18 protein-coding genes and 1 pseudogene are annotated in these 19,482 nt (G+C 65.1%); 6 read left to right on the plus strand and 13 right to left on the minus strand.

The window, feature by feature from the left end; all coding sequences use genetic code 11:
• Window positions 1-126: 126 nt before the first annotated feature.
• Window positions 127-1,485: a DUF1329 domain-containing protein gene (locus F1643_RS10885; protein WP_194913151.1), complete on the minus strand. Its 1,359-nt coding sequence runs from the start codon at window positions 1,483-1,485 to the stop codon at window positions 127-129.
• Between the two features lie 336 nt (window positions 1,486-1,821).
• Here F1643_RS10885 and F1643_RS10890 point away from each other — a divergent pair, with 336 nt between their 5' ends.
• The 4 genes from F1643_RS10890 to F1643_RS10905 all read left to right on the plus strand — a co-directional run bounded on the left by F1643_RS10890 (window position 1,822) and on the right by F1643_RS10905 (window position 5,909).
• Window positions 1,822-2,616, plus strand: coding sequence for an SDR family NAD(P)-dependent oxidoreductase (locus F1643_RS10890; protein ID WP_194913152.1), 795 nt, complete (start codon window positions 1,822-1,824; stop codon window positions 2,614-2,616).
• 419 nt (window positions 2,617-3,035) lie between these two features.
• A complete protein-coding gene (locus F1643_RS10895; protein ID WP_194913153.1) occupies window positions 3,036-3,983 on the plus strand; it encodes an alpha/beta hydrolase in 948 nt (315 codons plus the stop codon).
• Window positions 3,984-4,053: 70 nt separating this feature from the next.
• Entirely contained in the window at window positions 4,054-4,917 is an 864-nt protein-coding gene (locus tag F1643_RS10900) for an SDR family NAD(P)-dependent oxidoreductase (RefSeq protein WP_206692442.1), read from the plus strand.
• Between the two features lie 302 nt (window positions 4,918-5,219).
• Window positions 5,220-5,909, plus strand: a complete 690-nt coding sequence (locus F1643_RS10905; RefSeq protein ID WP_194913154.1) for a TetR/AcrR family transcriptional regulator — start codon at window positions 5,220-5,222, stop codon at window positions 5,907-5,909.
• 104 nt (window positions 5,910-6,013) lie between these two features.
• Here F1643_RS10905 and F1643_RS10910 read toward each other — a convergent pair whose 3' ends face one another.
• From F1643_RS10910 to F1643_RS10960, 11 genes are all read right to left on the minus strand, one after another.
• A complete protein-coding gene (locus tag F1643_RS10910; RefSeq protein ID WP_194913155.1) occupies window positions 6,014-6,775 on the minus strand; it encodes a 3'(2'),5'-bisphosphate nucleotidase CysQ in 762 nt (253 codons plus the stop codon).
• Window positions 6,772-8,688 (minus strand): sulfate adenylyltransferase subunit CysN, encoded by a 1,917-nt coding sequence (cysN, locus tag F1643_RS10915; RefSeq protein ID WP_194913156.1) that lies wholly within the window; start codon window positions 8,686-8,688, stop codon window positions 6,772-6,774. The genes F1643_RS10910 and cysN overlap by 4 nt, the downstream gene beginning before the upstream one ends.
• Complete coding sequence (gene cysD / locus F1643_RS10920; protein ID WP_194913158.1) at window positions 8,688-9,620, minus strand: sulfate adenylyltransferase subunit CysD; 933 nt, start codon at window positions 9,618-9,620, stop codon at window positions 8,688-8,690. The genes cysN and cysD overlap by 1 nt, the downstream gene beginning before the upstream one ends.
• A gap of 114 nt (window positions 9,621-9,734) precedes the next feature.
• Complete coding sequence (locus F1643_RS10925; protein WP_194913160.1) at window positions 9,735-9,875, minus strand: hypothetical protein; 141 nt, start codon at window positions 9,873-9,875, stop codon at window positions 9,735-9,737.
• Window positions 9,876-9,930: 55 nt separating this feature from the next.
• Entirely contained in the window at window positions 9,931-10,434 is a 504-nt protein-coding gene (locus F1643_RS10930) for an SRPBCC domain-containing protein (protein ID WP_194913162.1), read from the minus strand.
• A 46-nt stretch (window positions 10,435-10,480) separates the two neighbouring features.
• Window positions 10,481-11,251, minus strand: a complete 771-nt coding sequence (locus F1643_RS10935) for an SDR family oxidoreductase (protein WP_194913164.1) — start codon at window positions 11,249-11,251, stop codon at window positions 10,481-10,483.
• Window positions 11,248-12,372 (minus strand): sulfotransferase, encoded by a 1,125-nt coding sequence (locus tag F1643_RS10940; protein WP_206692443.1) that lies wholly within the window; start codon window positions 12,370-12,372, stop codon window positions 11,248-11,250. The genes F1643_RS10935 and F1643_RS10940 overlap by 4 nt, the downstream gene beginning before the upstream one ends.
• Before the next feature lie 74 nt (window positions 12,373-12,446).
• The gene (locus F1643_RS10945; RefSeq protein ID WP_194913168.1) at window positions 12,447-13,535 is read right to left on the minus strand and encodes a DUF1214 domain-containing protein; all 1,089 of its coding nucleotides are present in this window, start codon (window positions 13,533-13,535) and stop codon (window positions 12,447-12,449) included.
• Between the two features lie 127 nt (window positions 13,536-13,662).
• Window positions 13,663-14,538: an AraC family transcriptional regulator gene (locus tag F1643_RS10950; RefSeq protein WP_206692444.1), complete on the minus strand. Its 876-nt coding sequence runs from the start codon at window positions 14,536-14,538 to the stop codon at window positions 13,663-13,665.
• 55 nt (window positions 14,539-14,593) lie between these two features.
• Entirely contained in the window at window positions 14,594-15,355 is a 762-nt protein-coding gene (locus F1643_RS10955) for an SDR family oxidoreductase (RefSeq protein ID WP_194913169.1), read from the minus strand.
• Window positions 15,352-16,179, minus strand: coding sequence for an SDR family NAD(P)-dependent oxidoreductase (locus F1643_RS10960; RefSeq protein ID WP_206692445.1), 828 nt, complete (start codon window positions 16,177-16,179; stop codon window positions 15,352-15,354). Before F1643_RS10960 ends, F1643_RS10955 begins: the two co-directional genes overlap by 4 nt.
• Before the next feature lie 315 nt (window positions 16,180-16,494).
• Here F1643_RS10960 and F1643_RS10965 point away from each other — a divergent pair.
• A pseudogene (locus F1643_RS10965) lies at window positions 16,495-17,148 on the plus strand (ISKra4 family transposase); the annotation flags it as partial.
• Window positions 17,149-17,236: 88 nt separating this feature from the next.
• Window positions 17,237-17,848 carry a ribonuclease Z gene (locus tag F1643_RS10970; protein ID WP_194913171.1) on the plus strand — a complete coding sequence of 204 codons (612 nt, stop codon included), beginning with the start codon at window positions 17,237-17,239 and terminating at the stop codon, window positions 17,846-17,848.
• On the opposite strand, the gene F1643_RS10975 is transcribed toward F1643_RS10970, so the two are convergent.
• Window positions 17,802-19,475, minus strand: a complete 1,674-nt coding sequence (locus F1643_RS10975) for an AMP-binding protein (protein ID WP_194913172.1) — start codon at window positions 19,473-19,475, stop codon at window positions 17,802-17,804. The genes F1643_RS10970 and F1643_RS10975 overlap by 47 nt on opposite strands.
• Window positions 19,476-19,482: the final 7 nt, after the last annotated feature.

Here is a 19,482-nt window from a genome sequence, read left to right on the forward strand (position 1 = left end):
GCATTATTATTTAAGCGTCTCCTGGGAGTCCCCCGGGGGACGAGTTGTGCGTCGAGGAAAGGCCCGGCGCCGGACGGCAGGCGTCGGGCACCGCCTTTGGAATCTGCTTGGCTTGGTCGGTTGGATTCAGCGCACGCCGGCGGCGGCGAGCGAGTCGGGCGTATAGTAAGTGGCTGGGCTTCTGGGCACCGCATTGAGCGGCTTCGGCGAACCGGAGATATCCGCTTCAAACAGGTAGGAGCCGTTCTGTAGATTCACGCCGAAGGACCCGGCAATGCCAACGACACCAACGTCCGCACACACATACTGCGGCATGTAGGTCACCTTCCAGGGCTTGCCATCGGCGGAGAAGGAATCAACGATCGTAAAGTTCCAGCTGTCTTCGTCGACGTAGACAATGCGATGTGGAACCGTGTTGCGCTGGCCCTCCTTGATCTTCATCTCGACAACCCACACCCGGTGCAATTCCCATCGGACCGCCTCCGGGTTCGGGAACTTCGGCTGAACGATCTTGTCGGGCGACATCAGCACCAAGTTGTTGTTGTTATAGGGAACGTACATCTCCTTCTTGCCCAGCAGTGTCACGTCGAAGCGGTCGAGCGGACCGGCCACCCCATATGACTCGTCCACATTGGACATCCCCGAAGTATTCGGGTTTGGTGCGTCGTAGTTCAGATTCGGTGCCTTGCGCAGGCGGCGTTGGCCAGCAAGGTACTGCCAAATGTCGTTCTTATAGGTGTAGGTATCTGCGGGAACACGGATCAGCTGCATCTCGCCGTTCTTCACCGGCGGAGCGATGAACTCGGATCGTCCGAGTTGAAAGAAACTGCTGTTCTTCTGGTAATCCTCGGCAGTCAGAGCCGGATCGAACATCGGCGAGTACCAGCGCTGATTTACCTGCGATAGCAGGATCCGCTCGCCGTTCGCAGTGACCGCCCAGTTGTTGGCAATATATTCGAACTCAGGCATGCTGAAGCGCATCATGCCGTTCCACATCACCTCGCGCCCGGTTTTCGGAATGGGAAAGGGCGGACCACCAAAGGCGTTGACCACAGTCAATCCGTCATTGGTGGTGGTGGTGCGGGTAGCATTCTGCAGCGTCTGCTGGACGGCCCAATCCGGATAAGACGCGGTGCGGCGCGTCGGGTAGACGTCGATCCGGAAATCCGGATACTTCGCCATAAGGGCCATCAAATTGGCTGAGAGCTTATCCTTGTACTTGTCCATGTTCTTGGAACTGATTGAGAACTGGACCTTGTCTTCAGGGTGGACAGGCGCCCGAGGGTCCCCCGGCTTGTAGCCGGCGGGCGCTTTCAGGCCACCGTTCCAGGCGGGGATGGTTCCATCCTTGTTTCCCGCGCGCTCCGCGCCCCAGGGGGTCAGCTCGCTCTTCAGCTTTTGCGCTTCCTGGGCGGTGACGGCGGCCTGCGCATCCTGTACGGCGAACAGCGCCACCAGACCCAACAGCCCAATCCTCGTGATCATCGCTTTGCTCCCCATAAAGCCGTTTTTTGTGCTTTGTGCTTCAGCGTCCTGCGCGGCGGGATGGGATCATCCGCACCGCATTCGTGATCATGCTGCCCAACTCGGACGGCGAAATCCAGCAAATTCGTTTGATTGACGCACAATTTCTACGAAGATCGATGATTTGAGAGCCTCAAGTAGGCATTTTGCATGGAGCGTGAGGTGGGCGGCGACGTTTCCTGTCAGGAGCCCCCTTGATGATGCGTTTATTTTGTGCTCATCTTGTGCGCAGATGCGGGTGAAAGCCGCACAATAACTCCATATTGCAGAGCGTCGTTGAATGCAGGAGGAATCGCTATGCAGCGCATGAATGGTCGCGTCGCCATCGTCACAGGCGGTGCCAAAGGCATGGGGGCGGCGACCTGCCGTCTTTTCGCACGGGAGGGTGCGTCCGTGGTCATTGCAGACACAGCGGGGGAGGAGGGGAGGGCGCTTGCCGCCGAACTTGGTGACCGGGCGTTCTTCCATCGGCTCGATGTTACGAGTGCTGAGGAGTGGCAACGGCTTGTCGCGACGGTCCTGGCGCGTCAGGGCCGGATCGACGCGTTGGTGAACAACGCAGGCATCGTCTCGTTTGCGGATATCGAGCATGTGTCGGAGGCTGACTTCGACCGCGTGTATGGCGTGAACGTGAAAGGAGCGTTCCTTGGCATCAAACATGTCGGCGGCGCGATGAAGGCGGTCGGGCGCGGTGCTATCGTCAATATCTCCTCCATTGATGGCCTGCGGGGCGCCAGTGGTGTGGCTGCCTATGTCGCCAGCAAATGGGCATTGCGAGGGCTTACAAAGGCGGCCGCTCTGGAATACGGCCACCATGGCATTCGCGTGAACTCCATCCACCCTGGGGGCGTTGATACAACGATGGGCAACCCGGTGGGGCTCACCGGCGCAGCAAAGAACAGCGGCTACGAGCGTGTGCCGCTCCAACGGATCGGCGAGCCGAGTGAGGTTGCTGCAGCCTCGCTCTTCCTGTGCTCCGACGAGGCGTCCTACATCTGCGGTGCCGAACTGGCGGTGGATGGGGGTTGGTCGGCGGGGCATTATCACGTCATGCTTCCGGGCGCCCCTGCGTCACTGGCGCCCGCCGGTTGAAAGATCGGCCCCGTGGCCGCAGGCCCCGGGACGTTCGAAAGGACGCGGAAACTGGCGGGCCTCATCTCATCGGATGGTCTTTCCCGGCATCTCCCGACACGTCGGGCGTGGGCACCGCCGCAAGCCGCAACTTCCTCGCCCGACCAGTCGACACTCCGATCCTCCACTGTCATTTTCTTATAAGTAAGGACTTGCTTACACCTTGCCGGCTCATCGAATCAAGTGTAATCAAGGGTACGGATTGCTGGCGCACCAAGCGAGTCCAGCGGTCCCGCATGACGTGGGTGCGACGCCCGTCACAAGTCAGGACATCGCGTTATGACGTTCCCTTCGGGCTCTGGAGAAACCGTTGGATGCAGACTAACGGATGGAACACTGACCCGCCCCCAGGCCACCGCCGCATATCCTCGGAGATTAGGATGAACATTGACCCTCAGTTTACTCCATTCCTGGAGGGTGCCGCCCAGTTCCCAAAGGCCAATAGCATTCCGGCACCGGTCTTCCGCGATCTGGTAAGGCAGGCATCTGTTGGCTTCCCGAAGTTGGAGGTACCACTGGGGGCCATTACGGACCGGACCATCCCTGGTCCAGGCGGCGATTTGCCGGTACGGATTTACACACCGATTGCCAGCGCTGCGGCCCCGGTGATCGTTTATTTCCATGGTGGTGGCTATATTGCGGGTGATCTCGACACCCAAGACATGATCTGCCGCGGACTGTGCGACGGCGCTCGCAGTGTCGTTGTATCGGTCGCTTACCGGCTGGCGCCGGAAGACCCTTTCCCAGCCGCCCATGAGGATTGCTGGGCGGCCACGCTCTGGGTTGCGGAGAATGCCCGCGAGATCGGCGGCATTTCCGGGCAGTTGGCTGTTGCGGGCGACAGCGCCGGCGCCGACCTCGCCGCTGGAGTCGCTCTTCGCGCCCGCGATGCGGGAGGGCCGGCGTTGTGCGGACAGGTCCTGATCTACGGTGCGGGCGGCTACCCGTCGGGAGAACCGGAGTCAATGCGCGAGAACCGCAACGCTCCGTTTCTGCATGCCGATGACGTCCTCTACTTCTGGCACCAGTACCTGTCAAATCCCGAGGTCGAACAGCTTGATCTTCGGGCGAGCCCCGGGCGTGCATCGTCGCTTCGCGACGTGGCTCCCGCCATGATCGTCACCGCGGAAGCGGATCCTTTGCGCGATTTTGGCGAAGGCTATGGTCGCAAGCTTGTGGCGGCGGGCGTTCCGGTTCAAATGCGCCGATACCCTGGCATGGTTCACGGGTTCCTGTCGTGGCTCGGTGTGATCGATGCCGCCCATACCGCCATGGGCGACACCAGTGCATGGCTGAGAACGCAGTTCGCCCGCACGGCCGGCGGCTGATTGCTGCGGAGCGTCGATATCACCTGCGTCTATCGAACCACTTGGGCGCTGAATGCCCGCTCTGGAGCAAATGATGGGAAACACGAGAGACGTTTTCGCCGGCGGCGTCGCCGTCATCACCGGTGCCGGTGCTGGCATCGGCGAGGGGTTGTCACGACGGGCCGGCGAACTGGGCATGAAAGTCGTCCTCGCTGACATCGTTGGAGATCGTGTCGAGACGCTCGCCAGCGAACTTCGGGCGGGCGGGGCTGAAGTCATGCCCATCACCGTCGATGTCGGCAAGCCGGATGAACTGGAGCGGCTCGCCGAGCATGTCCACGCCGTCTGGGGCGATGTCCGCCTGCTGATTAACAACGCCGGTATCGAAACCATGGGACTGAGCTGGGAGATTCCGAGCCACCGGTGGGAGCAGACGTTGAACGTGAACATCCATGGCGTGATCCATGGTGTCCGAGCGTTCGCCCCGCGCATGCTGGCCAGCGGAAAGCCGGCCTGCATCGCCAACCTGGCGTCGATCGGCTCCTTCTCCGTGATGCCGACCCAGACGGCCTACATGGTGACCAAGCACGCAGTGCAGGCTTTCACCGAATGCCTGTATTTGGAGATGCAACTCACCGGCAAGCCGATCCAGGTTTCGTCGATCATCCCCGGAATGGTCAAAACGCGGATCTTCGACGCGACAGCCGGTGAGGGTGAGCCCGAAGGCGCGCATGGATACCGCACGGCGATGCGGGAGATGATGGCCAGCTATGGCATGGATCTGACCGAAGCCTGCCGGATCATTTTCGATAAGCTGGCTGCCGGTGAGTTCTGGGTCGATACCCAACCGGAGATGACGGAGGGCTGCGTTGGAGACCGCATCTCGTTCCTGAAGAACCGCGCCTTTCCGGCTATTCCGGCCGCCGCCCGAGGGCTGCTCGGTTTGGACAACTGAAGGCCGGGCCGCAACATTCCCACGCTGGGACGGTCTCCCGTCATCTCACCGATGAAGGCACAAAGACCGTCCCTCCCGTTCCACCACTCTCCCAAAGTCACGGCATGCGTGCTGAGGGAGCTTGGCGTAGGATTGGGGTAGGTGACTGGCATTGAGGACGATGAAGGAGTTGCCCATGCGAGTGAATACCGACTTCAATGATCCACCGTCATCACGCGTGATATGATATGTGTCGGATTTACCGATAGGTCACGTTCCGTACCGATGCCACTGGCTTAATGAAATTCCGCCGATAGGACTCCATGACACGCAAGCGATTGATTGGTGCGGACCGGCGCGCCTCCATTCTCGAAGCCGCCACTAAAGTTTTTGCGGAGCATGGCCTTGATGGTGCCAAAACACAAAAAATCGCCGCAGAGGCAAAAGTTTCGGAAGCGCTGATCTTCCGCCATTTCCAATCCAAGAACCATCTTTATCGTGCCGTTCTGCGCAAGCTGATCAGCGATCAGAATGAATCATTCAACGTGGCCGGCTTGCCAACCCCGGACACCGCTGGTCTCGTTCAGACAATGAAGGTTTATTTTGCCTTTGCCCTGAACAGCCGCACTCAGCCGCATCCCGAGAGAATCCGGGTTTTATATGCAAGCTTGGCCGGAGATGGGGCTTACGCCCGGCTCATATATCGACGAGCCTTGAGGATCAGCATTGGCCCTTTGCAAAGGGCTTTGGATGCCGCAAGGGCGACCGGCGATCTGGTCGGGGAACCGGTGGATGCTGCCAATTTCATGGCGCTGACGGAACATATCGGTTCTTACGTGACTATTTCCCGTTTGCCGGACAAACCCATCATTCAATATTCCGGAAACGATGAGGAACTGCTCAGGCAGCTTGTTTGGTTCTGCGGACGCGGCATCGGGCTGACCGAAGAGGCTCTCCGCCGGCACTTCGATGGCGCAGCCGCAAAGCCTCCATCATCGGCTGGGCAGGAATGATCCGGTGAAGATGTATCGCGGGACCAGCGGCTGGTGAATCCCGCTGGTCCGAATGCCGACAGCGCCACCCAGGAGACCGGCTGCGGTCGGCGTGATGTCTCCGGCTACCCCTTCGCCGTGGACGTTTCCAGCCGCAGGTCGGCCACCAGCGTCAGAACCTGGTCGGCATGGTCCATGCGGCAGATCAGCAGGTCGGGCAGATAGGGGTCGGCACGGTTGTAGACCAGGGGATCGCCGTTGATGCGCGAGACGTGCAGCCCGCAGGCCCGGGCCACCACCGCCACCGGAGCGCAGCTGTCCCATTCATACTGGCCACCCGAATGCAGATAAATGTCGGCTTCGCCGCGCACCACCGCCATCGCCTTGGCCCCGGCCGAGCCCATGGGCAGCAGGCCCGCATCCAGCCGTTCGGCCAGCGCGACCGCCTCCGGCGCCGGGCGGGTGCGGCTCACCAGCATCCGCGGCCGGCCGGCCGGGGCCTCGGGCACCGCCGGCGGAGCGCCGGTGCCCAGGGTCAGCGGGATGCCGGGCAGGGCCACCGCGCCGACTTCCGCCCGGCCGTCCACCGCAAGCGCCACATGCACGGCCCAGTCGGTCCGCGACTCGCCATACTCGCGGGTACCGTCGAGCGGATCGACGATCCAAACCCGGCCGGCTCCAAGCCGGGCGGGGTTGTCCTTCTCCTCCTCGGACAGCACGGCGTCGTCCGGCTGCTTGGTTCGCAGGACCTCCATGATGAAGGCGTTGGCAGCGCGGTCGCCTGCCTTGCCAAGGTCTCCGCCTTCGAACAGCCCCGACCCTTGCAGCGCGACCAGAAGACGCCCGGCCGTGTCGGCGATTTGGTAGGCCAGTTCAGCGTCGTTCATGGGATCAGCCTTTCGATGATCAGGTCGGCGGCCTGCTCTGGCGTCATCCGGGTGGTGTCGATGCGGATGTCCGGCGCCTCGGGCGGTTCATAGGGGCTGTCGATCCCGGTGAAGTGGGCGAGCTGCCCCGCCCGCGCCTTCTTGTAGAGCCCCTTGACGTCGCGCCGCTCCGCCTCATCCAGCGGAGTGTCGATATGGACCACCAGGAAGGTGCCGGGCGGCATCATCGCGCGCACCATCGCGCGCTCGGCCCGGAAGGGGCTGATGAAGGCGGTGAGGACGATCAGGCCGGCGTCGCTCATCAGCTTGGCCACCTGGCCGACCCGGCGGATATTCTCGATCCGGTCGGCGTCGGTGAACCCCAAATCCCGGTTCAGGCCATGCCGGATGTTGTCGCCGTCGAGCAGGAAGGTGTGGCGGTTCATCCGCACCAGCTTCTTCTCGACCAGATTGGCGATGGTCGATTTCCCGGCACCCGACAGCCCGGTGAACCACACCACGGCCGGCGACTGGTTCTTCAACCTGGCGTGCGTCTCGCGGGTGACGTCGAGCGCCTGCCAATGGACGTTCTGCGCCCGCCGCAGCGAGAAATGCAGCATGCCGGCCGCGACGGTCGCATTGGTCTGCTTGTCGATCAGGATGAAGCCGCCGAGCTGGCGGTTGTCCGCGTAGGGTTCGAAGGTAATCGGCTGGTCGGTCGCAACCACCGTCACGCCGATGGCGTTGAGTTCCAGCGTCTTCGCCGCCAGATGCTCCAGGCTGTTGACGTTGATCTGGTATTTCGGTTGCTGGAGCGTCGCCGTCACCGTCCGGGTGCCGAGCTTCAGCCAATAGGGACGTCCGGGCAGCAGCGCCTCGTCGGCCATCCAGACGACGGTCGCCTCGAACTGGTCGGCCACCTGGGGCGGTTCCTCCGCCGCCGCCAGCACGTCACCACGCGAGCAGTCGATCTCGTCGGCGAGGCACAGGGTCACCGACTGTCCGGCGACCGCGACATCGAGGTCGCCGTCCTGTGTGACGATCCGGCTGACCGTCGTGGTCTTGCCCGAGGGGAGGACGCGCACCGGGTTTCCCGGACGCACCGTGCCGGACGCGACGAGGCCGGAGAAACCGCGAAAATCCAGATTGGGCCGGTTGACCCATTGGACCGGCATACGGAAGGGCTTGCGCTGGTCCGACGCCACGTCGATCGGCACCGTTTCCAGATGCCGGATCAGTGTCGGCCCGCGATACCAGGGCATCGCCTCCGACAGCGTGGTGATGTTGTCGCCCTTGAAGCCGGAGATCGGCATCGGCACGAAATCCTCGATGCCGATCGACCGGGCGAAGGCGCCATACTCCGCGACGATCGCCTCGTAGCGGGCCTGATCGTAGCCGATCAGGTCCATCTTGTTGACCGCCAGCACGATGTTGCGGATGCCGAGCTGATGGGCGAGGTAGGAGTGGCGGCGGGTCTGAACCAGCACGCCCTTGCGCGCGTCGATCAGGATCACCGCCAGATCGGCAGTGGACGCGCCGGTCACCATGTTGCGCGTGTACTGTTCATGGCCGGGCGTGTCGGCGACGATGAACTTGCGCTCCGCCGTGGAGAAGAAGCGGTAGGCGACGTCGATGGTGATGCCCTGCTCGCGCTCGGCGGCGAGGCCGTCGACCAGCAGCGCGAAGTCGATGTTCTGGCCCTGGGTTCCCAGTTTGCGGCTGTCGGCCTCCAGCGTCGCCAATTGGTCCTCGAAGATCATCTTCGAATCGTACAGCAGGCGTCCGATCAGGGTCGATTTGCCGTCGTCCACCGACCCGCAGGTGATGAAGCGCAGCAGCGATTTGTGCTGGTGGCGGTCGAGATAGGCCTCGATGTCTTCGGCGATGAGGCCGTCGGCCTCGTAGGCCGGCTGTAGAGCGAGGGTGCCCGGCATCAGAAATAGCCCTCCTGCTTCTTCTTCTCCATCGATGCGGCTCCGGCGTCGCGGTCGATGGCACGGCCCTGTCGTTCCGACGTGGTGGTGAGCAGCATCTCCTGGATCACCGCCGGCAAGGTCGTCGCCTCGCTTTCCACGGCGCCGGTGAGCGGGTAGCAGCCCAACGTGCGGAAGCGGATCGAACGCTCCACCGGCGTTTCGCCGGGCCTCAAGGGGAAGCGTTCGTCGTCGACCATCAGCAGCATCCCGTCACGCTCGACCGTCGGACGGCGGGCGGCGAAATAGAGCGGCACGATGGGAATGTCGTTGAGATGGATGTATTGCCAGATGTCGAGTTCGGTCCAGTTGGAGATCGGGAAGACGCGGATGCTTTCGCCCTTCGCCTTGCGGGCGTTGAAGAGGTTCCACAGTTCGGGCCGCTGGCTCTTGGGATCCCAGCGGTGGCTGGCGGACCGGAAGGAAAAGACCCGCTCCTTGGCGCGGCTCTTCTCCTCGTCACGGCGGGCTCCGCCGAAGGCGGCGTCGAAGCCATGGAGATCCAGCGCCTGCTTCAGCCCCTCGGTCTTCCACATATCGGTGTGAACCGGACCATGGTCGAAGGGGTTGATGCCCTTCTCCACCGCCTCCGGGTTGTGATGGACGAGCAGCTCCATGCCGCTGTCCTGGGCCATGCGGTCGCGCATGTCGTACATGGCCTTGAACTTCCACGTCGTGTCGACGTGCAGCAGCGGAAAGGGCGGCGGGCTCGGGTGGAAGGCCTTGCGGGCAAGGTGCAGCATCACCGCCGAATCCTTCCCCACCGAATAAAGCATCACCGGCTTTTCGGTCTCCGCCACGACTTCACGGAGGATATGGATCGACTCCGCCTCCAACCGTTGGAGGTGGGTCAGGCGAACGGCATCACGTTCCGCCAAATTTGTCTGATTCATCGTTCTGCTTCTTGAGTCGTTGCTGCTGCGTGCGCCCTGCGGATCAGCACGTGACGATGAAGCCGCCACCGACCGGCAGCTTTTGGCCGGCAGCACTTGGCCGGTGATCCCACTTCACGCGCCGCCGGCGAGGAAGAGCACGGTGACGGCGATGTCCCGCGGCACGCCGAGACCGCCGGCCGGGGTGCGGGCGAGCGCCGGCTGGGTCCATTGCGGATTGGCCCGCCGCGACGGCGTCGATGCGAATGTTGTCACCACCCGACCCAGGGTATCGCCGCAAGCTCTGTTCCTTGGGGCGCCGTGGGAGGCGCTAGGGCCGCGGCGTCCGATGGAAAGCTTCGGCACGCGCCTTCAGCGCCCGCGCGGTGTCGTCGAACGCCCGCTTCACCCACGGGCCGCAGAACCGGAACACGTGGATGCCGCTGGCACCGAGAAAGGCATCGGTGGTGCGGTAACGGCAGCTTTCCGGCCCGGTCGCCTCGATGATCTGGTCGCGGCGGGCGGCGTAGGGCCATTCGGGGGTGTGGCGCAGCTCCCAAGACAGGAGCTTCTCCGGCTCGAAGGCGCACACATACTCGCAGTTCGGAAACAGTGTGCCGGGCATCGTGTAGCTCACCAGCGTCATCGACACCGGCGCCCCCATCTCCAGCGTGGACTCCGCCCGGACACAGAACGGGTTCCATTCGCCATAGCGGGGCAAGTCGATCAGGATGTCCCACACGACGCGGGCCGGCGCGGCAATCTCGATGGTGTCGGACGCCACGACGGCATCCGGGTCGTACCCGGCCAGGGGATCTTCCAGAACGGATTTCATCGTGTCACTCCTTGGGAAATGCGGAGGCGGCCGTCGGCCGCCCCGATCATGGCGCCACCCAGTCGCCGCCGTTGACGTCCAGCGACGCACCGCTGATTTCGCTGGCGTGGTCGGACAGCAGGAAGAAGACGGACTTGGCGCAATCCCGGTCCGGCGGGATGCGGCCGACCGGGATGCGGGCGGCGGTTTCCGCGCGCAAAGCGGCGCCGCCGTCCTCCTGCGCGGCGAAGTAGGACTGGAGCGGCACGCCATCCATCCAGCCCATCAGGGCGGTGTTGACACGGATGCCGGTCCCGGCGAGTTCCACCGCCAGCTGGCGGGTCAACTGGCCGAGCGCCGCCTTGCCCATGGCGTAGCCGCCCTCGCCGGGAAAGGGGCGGCGGGTGGCCATCGTCGACACGTTGACGATGGAGCCGCCACCCTGCCGCTTCATGAGCGGGATCACGGCCTGGGCGATGCGCAGGCCGCCCACGGCGATCACGTCGAGCGCCCGCGACACCTGCCCGATGTCGCAACGCTCCAGCGGTGCCCAATCCGGGTGGTAGTAAGCGGAATGGACCAGCCCGTCGATGCGGCCGAACGCCCGCACCGCCTCGTCGGCCAAGCGCCGGCACTGGTCCGTGTCGGTAACGTCGGTGGGCACCGCGATCGCCTCGCCGCCGCCGGCGGAGATCTCGCTCCGAAGCGCGTCGATGACGTCGGTCGAGCGCGCGGAGATGACGACCTTGGCCCCTTCCGCGGCGGCCCCGCGGCACAGTGCCTGCCCCATCCCCGGGCCCACCCCGGTGACGACGACGACCTTGTCCTTCAGTATCATGACGCCACGCTTTGTTCGTAGAAGGCGAAATCAGCCGCGATTCCCTGAGGCGTGAGGCCGAACGCCTCGGCGCTGTACTTGTGGCGCGGACGCTTCTCGCGCGCGTTCGCCGCGACGCAGGCCTGCATCGCCGCCTCGTCGCCGGGGCCGACCGCGAGGTCCATGGCCTGCATCGCCGCCTTGCCGGCGCCGAGGGGATCCTGCACGGTCCGGCGGTAGTCGATGTCGATGACCTTGCCGGGCGGCAGCCCCGCACGGATCGCCTCGAAGCGCTTCAGGCCGTCGACGAACCGCTTCGTCCAGTACGCTCCCTGGGTTTCCCGGCGGTAGGTCGTGCTGGCGTTGATGGTCATGGACGCGCACATGCTGCAATAGCTCGGCAGCACCTCGGCCGGATCGCGGTGGGTCATCACCAGCGTCGCCTCGGGGAAGACGGTAATCAGGCCACCCAAGCCGCCCAGCAGATGGTGCGGCGTCTTCAAAACCCACTTCCGTCCGCGCCGCCAGGGCGACTGGCTCTGCAGGACCTGCAGCCAGACCCGGAGTTCCCGATAGGCGCGCTCGTGGTCCTGCTCGGCCTGCCAGAAGCCGTAACCCGGGATGTGCATCATCGAGTCCCAGGTCGTCGACAGGAAGGTCTTGTCGAGGAGGATGATCTCCTCGGCGACCTCCATCGCGTCGATCGGGTCGATGCTTTCGAAGTCCGGCCACGCCGTCAGGAGATCCTGCACGACCTGCTTGGCGAGATCTTGGCGCGGTGTCGGGTTGCCGGGCGCCTCGCCGTCCAACGGCAGCGGAAACGTCGTTTCCCACCAGTAGGGCGAGGTGAGCTGCGGCGAACTGGCGAGAAGCCGGTGGAGCATGGTGGAGCCGGTGCGCGGCAGGCCGACGATCACGCCGGCCACCTGGATGCTCTCGTCGAGGATCGCCGGCCGGTCCTTCAGCAGCTGCGTCAGCTTGAGGCGGTCCGTCAGGGCGGCGATGATCCGCTCCACCGGTCCGCCGTCGGCCTGTTGCAGCCCGGCTTCACGATTGATGAAGCCGACCAGCGCCTCCAGCGGGTCCATGAACCAGTCGTCGCCGAAGTCGTGCAGCCCTGTCCGGCGCTTCGCGACGTCCATCAGTCGATCCGTGGTGATCTGTGCGGCCATTCCCGTCCTTTCCTGTCTATGCATCGTTGGTGCCGCGCCGCCCGTCACAGCGGGATGACCCGCGTCGCCGGGACGGGATGCTCGGTCGCGCCCGTCCAGCGCCACAGCATGGTGCCGTGGCTATGGCCGCAGGTGTCGAGCCAGTTGCCGAAGCCGGGATCGCGTGCGGCGACCACCACGGTCACCGTGCCGTCGGGGTTGAGGACGGTGCTGTGGTCGTTCACGTGGATCCGGGCGAAGCGGTAATCGAGCGATTCCATCCAATAATTGTTGATCTGCAGGTTCCAGGTCCGGCAGGCGGGGATGCCGGTCTCGATGACCAGCGCCTCATCCTCCGCCAGCTGCCAGTAGCCATGCAGGTAATGGATCATCGGGTCGCCGCCGGCCCGCAGGAACATCGTCTGGTCGGTGGTGTCCAGACGATTTACGTGGCTGGCGCGGAAGCGCTCTGCCCACTCCACGAAGGTCCGCGCCGTGCCGCTCACGAATCCGGCGGTGCGATCCAGCGCGCGCACGAGGAACTCCGGGTCGAGCGGGGCGGGCGTGGCAGGACCGTCCAGCGCTGCGATCTCCATGCGATGCGGCGTCTCGCCGGCCCGGTCGCGGAAGGTCTGGCGGACCACGATGAAACTGGTGTCTTCCGCCATCGGCAGCCAGTTCACCGCATCGGCAGGCCGCTCCTGGCTGACGATGATCTCGAAGCTGCCGTCCGCCGCGACCGCCATCTCCTCCAGGGCAAGCTCCCCCGTGGACGCCATGCTGCCGTCGATGGCGTAGCGATTGGCCTTGGACCCGAAGGTCAGGATCGGACAGGTGCCGAGCGTGCCGGTGATGCGGTAGCGGCGCCGTGGATGGACCGTGGCGTTCAGATAATGGTTGTCAGGATTGTCCGCCCCGATCTTCGCGGTGCTGTGCGATGCCTGGTAGAAGCCGGGAAAATCCGGATCGGCCCATTCGAGATTCATGTCGAGGGAGATCCGCAGCAGCCGGGTGAGATAGCGGAACCCCTCGGCGCGGTCGAGCGGTTTGGCAGCTGCCTGGGATTGAAGGACGATGTCGCCGGCGCGCTCCATCGCGCGGCAGAAGTCCCGCCACGCCTGACCGGTCATCACTTCGTCCGTTGCTTTCGTCATGATGCCCTCGCCGCATTGGCCGGATCGCGGCTTGGCCGCATGCCGTGTAGGGTAGGGTGATGCCGTCCAACCCGGCAATGCGCCGGGATTCACCCGATGCGACGCCGCTTTCGCCGACAGGACGCGTTCAGCCGGCGAAGCGGGCGCGCCGTGCGAATTCCTGGGGTGAGCAGCCCACCCGCCGGCGGAAGGCCGTGGAGAAGCTGCTCGGGCTCGCAAAGCGCAGGCGGTGCGCGATCTCCTTCAAAGCAAGCGCGTTTTCCAGCACCATACGTTCGGCCCGCGCCTGCCGGGCCACCTCTATGGTTTCCGACAGCGTGCAGTCCTTCGAGACCCGGTAGGCGCGGGCGAGATGCCGGGGGCTCAGGCGCACCAGGCGGGCGAGTTCGTCCACGGTCGGCGGCATGGCCGCGTCGTCGTGGATCCGCTCCTCGATCCGGCGCAGCTGCCAGGGTGCGAGCCCGCCGTGTGTCGGCTGGTCAGCGGCGGCGCGTCCGGCCAGATAGCGCATCAGCTTGACCACCATCATGGTCGTAAGGCCGTCGAGGAGAAAGGACGAGGCCATTCCCGGTGCACGCATCTCCGACAACGTCCGCCGGACCAACATCAGGACGGACGGCGCATCGACCTTGAGGAGCCGGCGCTGGACGTCCGGATCCGCGTGGTCCGCGGCAAGGTCCAGCCCCTCGGCGAACGCTTGCGGATGGAAGCTGACCCGCAGGAAGCGCTGCTCGCCGCCCTCGCCGTAGGAATCGAGTTCCGTCCCGGCGGGTTGGAACATCATGTCGCCCATCGGGAAGAACGCCAAGCCATCGCTCTCGCGATACCGCCCCGATTTCGCCCCCGATTTCGCTTGGCGTGAACCGGTGAGGTTGAAGCTGAGCGTAGGCTCTTCCTCTCGGAGCAGAATCCGATTTGGCGAAGGCCACGTGTGCCGACAAAGTTCCAGCGTTGCCCGCGGTGTGCGGGCCTGCAGTGCAATGTTCCAGCCCTGGGCCATCATGCGAACTCCCTGTCTCCCTTATCCAGAACCCGCCGGCGGGCGCCGGCGGTCAGCGTCAGTCGAAGTTGGCCTGCCCACCGTCGAGGGGAATGGTGACACCGGTCAGATAGCCGAACTCCGGTCCGACCAGCGCGGCGACGGCCCGCCCGATGTCCTCCTCGCACGCGCCGACGCGGCGCAGGGGGATGGTCTTGAAGAAGGCCGAGGCCTCTTCGGGGAACGCGTCGATCCAGCCTGTCATGCCCGGCGACAGGGCGTGCGGGGCGATGGAGAGAACGCGGATCCCGTCCACCCCCCACTCGGCGGCTGCGGCGCGGGTCAGCATGCGGATGGCCTGCTTGACGGCGGCGTAGGTGCCGTAGGTCGCCATGTCCCACCGGCGGGTGACGGAACTCGTCAGGTTCACGATCACACCGCCGCCGCGCGCCTTCATATGGGGATGGCACGCCTTCATCAGCCGGAAGGTCGCCATCGGTCCGCTGGTGAAACTGCGCAGGAAGGCCTCGTCGCTGGTGTCGATCAGGGACCCGAGCGCCACCTCCTGGGCGTTGTTGACCAGGATGTCGAGATGCCCGAAGGCATCCAGCGTCCGATCGACGGTGCGCGTCAGATCCGCGGGGATGGTGACGTCGGCGGCCACCGGTACGGCGCGGCCACCGCGCGCGGCGACGGCTCCGCAGGTGGCGGCGAGCTTGTCCGGGGTCCGGCCGCAGACAGCAACGGCGCAGCCCTCGGCGGCGAGCGCCAGCGTGATGCCTTGGCCGACCCCTTGGCCAGCCCCGGTCACCAGGGCGACCTTGCCCTCGAGACGGCTCACAGCGACTCTCCGAACAGGCTCGCCAGGGGGGACGCCACCGTTGGATCCCAGGCGTGTCGTGCGCTTGCGGTAAGTCCGCCATCGACCACCATGTGCGTGCCGGTCACGAAGGCAGAGTCGTCGCTCGCCAAGTACAGCGCGGCACGGGCGATGTCGTCGGGGCTGCCGGCGCGCGGGATGGGCTGGGCGTGCGCGCACAGTTCGGCGACCCGCGCGGCCAGTTGGTCGGCCGCGGGGCGTGACAAGCCGGCGGACGCGCCGAAGATCGAAGTGGCGATCATGCCGGGGCAGATGGCGTTGACACGGATCTTCCGAGCTCCCAGCTGGGCGGCGGCGGCTCTGCTCATGTGGATCACGGCCGCCTTGGCGGTCGAATACGCCATCGGACCCCATCCGGCCTCCAGCCCGGCGATGGACGCGGTGTTGATGATGGAGCCTCCGCCTCGCGCCTCCATCAGGGGTGCGCCGTGCTTCATACCGAGCATCGGGCCGCGCACCAGGATGGAGAAGACCCTGTCCCACTGCGCCGCGTCGATCTGCGTAAGGTCCGTCATCAGGTCGCAGATGCCGGCATTGTTGAACAGCACGTCCAGCCCGCCGAAGGTGCCGGCCGCCGTCGCCATGGCCTGCGTGATGTCGTCTTCGCAGGTCACGTCGCACCGGACGTAGCGAAGACTCTCCGGATATCGCTGCTCGAGGATCCGCCCCTTCTCGTCCTGAATGTCGGCGACGACGACCTGGGCTCCTTCGGCGACGAAAAGCTCAACCGTGCTCAGGCCGATTCCCGATGCGCCGCCGGTGATCACGGCGACCTTTCTGTCCAAGCGCCCCGCCATGTTCCGCCCCTGTTCGTTGTCGTTCAGCGGTAACCGCGGCATCCGCGCCCCTGGGTTTCGAAGCAGGCCAGTGGCACGTTTGCAGCGTTCCGGCAGCAACACAATACGCATACATGTACAAAATCAGCAATACGTTCGCTATATTCGGAGCTTCACTGGCTTGGCGCGACGTTGTCGCATAGATCCGGTTCGTGGTGCGGGACGTCTGCGCAGCCGGTTTAAAGGTGGGCTACACCGCCGACCTTCAGGTGAAGGTCCGCCTCCTGGACATCAGTCCGATGGTCTGGCGACGGCTACTGGTGCCGGATTTTCGAGGTGCTGCGCAGCCAGGGCCTGCAGATGAACCACGATATGATCCTTCTGACCGACGGCGGCGACAATCTCCCTGCTCTGGTGGACGGCTACGCACCCTGCACCGAGCACTACCTCGACTGGTTCCACGTTACGATGCCACTGACGGTGCTCGGGCAGTACGCCAAAGGCCTGGCGCATCACAACGCCGAGGAGGCGGAGGCGATCCAGACCCGCCTGGAGCGCATCAAGTGGCGGCTGTGGCACGGCGACGCCCGTGAGGCACTGACCCGGATCGAGGATTTGGCCGAGGTTCTCGCCGAGATGGAGAGCAGCTACCCCAACCTGGCCCGTTTCGCCAAGGCAACGACCGAGTTCGCCACCTACATCCCGAACAACCGCTCCATCATCCTGCACTGCGGCGAGCGTCGGCGCAACGACGAGGCGATCTCCACCGCCTTCGTGGAATCCACCGTCAACGTCGTGGTCGACAACAAGCGCTTCGCCAAGAAGCAGCAGATGCAGTGGACCAAGCTCGGCGCCCATCGGCTGGTCCAAATCCGCACCCGGACCCTCGACGGCACCCTGCGCGACACCGTTACGGCGTGGTACCCGGCCATGGCCGCCAACGCCTCTTCAGCCCCGGGCACCGTGAAAGCTGCCTGAGCGCCCCACACTTCTGCATGCTCTCGACACAGCCGCCCGTACCGCGGTGAGATCGCGCCTCAGACCATAGGCGAAGCCCGCCAAGAGGGTGCCGTCCGCCGTCAACAGCCAGCTGTCCAGCTCTCCGGTTCACCATCCCGACCATTGCTTCGGTCTGGTGCCGGCGCTGATTCGCTGGACCGACGACCGCCGCAGCAAGCCGCTGGACATCTTCACCTCCATCGGCGGGTGGAAGCAACTGGCGTTGCTGTTCCAGGCCGGCGCCACCGATCCCGAACGGTGTCTCTCCTTTCCCCTGCGCTGGGTCGAAACCCAGGAGGATGGCGTGATCGGCCCCTATCGCCTGCGCACCGCGCTCACCCGCCACTCCATGCCCAACCGCGCCATCCAGCTGGAGACGGGCAACGCCGCCTTCGCCTATTCCGGCGATGGCCGCACCACGCCTGACTCGGAAGCACTGTTCCGCGGTGACGACCTGCTGTTCCACGAGTGCCTGACGGTAGAACCGGATCCGGTCCAGCCCTTCTACGCCGCCTACGGTCAGCTGTCCGATTTTCCCGACCGGCTCGGCGTCCGCGCGATGCGCCTCTATCATGTTGACCGTCCATTTTCGGATTCTGTCAGCCTTATCCAGCAGTTCTCCGCAATGCCGGTCAGACCAGCAACGGGATGGCTCCGGCTTGCCAGCGGCGGCGGATGACCGCGGTGCGCTTTTTGCCGCTGGAGGTCTTCTCGATGGTTCCCTTCGGCACGACGGCGATGTCGGTCGGCACGAAGCCGAAGCCGTCGAGGATGCAGCGCCTGATCGCCGTCAACCGTCCGCTGACGACCGGCAGCGGCGATGCGGCGTTTCCTTCGACCAGAAGCACCTGACGCGTTCCGCCAGGCTCGTCTGCGGCGAACAGCACCGCGCGTCCGGGACCGACGAAAGGCAGCGATTCGACCTCCAGTTCGACATCGGCGGGTATGACGTTGCGGCCGCCAACCACCAGCATCTCGTCCTTGCGGGCGACGAAGAACAGCTCCCCACCTTGCAGGAAGCCGAGATCGCCGGAGCGCATCCATCCCCGGCCGAGGACCCGCTGCGTCATCGCGTCGTCCCGCCAGTAGCCGGGGGTGAGGCAGGGGCCGGCGACCGTGATCTCGCCCAGCATCATCTCGCCGAGAGGACGCCCCACCTCGTCGCGCACGACGAGGTCGCATGCGTCGTTTGGCCTGCCGACCGAGACGAGTTCCACCGACTCGCCGTCGTCGTCGGCAAGCACACGGCCCCCTGGAGCGATGCGCACGCGCAGCCGGCGGAGCCCCGGGTCATGGGTATGGGTGCAGCCCAGCGCGTATTCCGCCATACCGTATCCGGCGCGCAGCTGCGATGACGGCATCCCCAGCGGCGTCAGGACGGCTGCCGCCTCGTCCAGCACCGCTGGGCTGATCTTTTCGGCGGCGATATAGAGGATCAGCGCCGACAGATCGCAGCCGCGGCCATGCAGACGGCGCACCCCGCGCAGCGTCGCCGCCAGCACCGAACTGGTGGAGAAATTCAGGTCGCTACCCCGCGCTGCCATCGCGGCGAACCAGCGTGCCGGATTGCGCATGTACCAAGCGGGGGGTGCCACCATGGCATCGGCCCCGGTGAACAGCGGCAGCAGAATGCCGATGAACAGCCCCATGTCATGATAGAACGGCAGCCAGGACGCGATCGAGCGCGGCGGCCGGTCTCTGCCGGCACCTGCATAATTGTCGGCGAGCTGGCGGAGCTGCGCCATCACCATGGCGTGGGTGACCATCACGCCCTTCGGCTGCCCGGTGCTGCCCGAACTGAACTGGATCAGCGCCAGCCCATCGGCGCTGCCGTCGCCACCGCCATTGCCATCGCCGACGGTCACGGGCAACCGCTCCAGCGGCGCCTCGAGCGCCGCCACCGTGGTCAGCAGCGGTTCGAGCTGCGGAACAGCGGCGGGACGGTCGGTCACCACCAGCCGTGCATCGCTTCGCCGCGTCACTTCCTGCAGGAAGCGAAGGAAGCTGCCCGCCTGATCGGTGCTGTCCGCCGAACCAAGGGCCGTACCCGACCAGGGCCGCAGCGGCACCGGCACGGCTTGCAGTTGCCACAGGGCCAGCAGCAGGCAGATCGCGGCCGAGCCGGTGTCGAGCAGCGTCACCACGCGGTCGCCCGGCCGGATGCCGCGTGCCGCCAAACCGGCAGCCATGGCGACGGAGCGGGTCCGCAACTCCGAAAGCCGCCGATCCATCCCTTCGGCGGGAAAATGCCACAGCGGGTCGCCTGCGCCCCCTCCATGGTCGAGCCAGTTCAGAAGCCCCTCCATCGCCGCC

Origin of the sequence: Azospirillum sp. INR13 (assembly GCF_015390205.1) — a bacterium.
Taxonomy (GTDB): Bacteria; Pseudomonadota; Alphaproteobacteria; order Azospirillales; family Azospirillaceae; genus Azospirillum.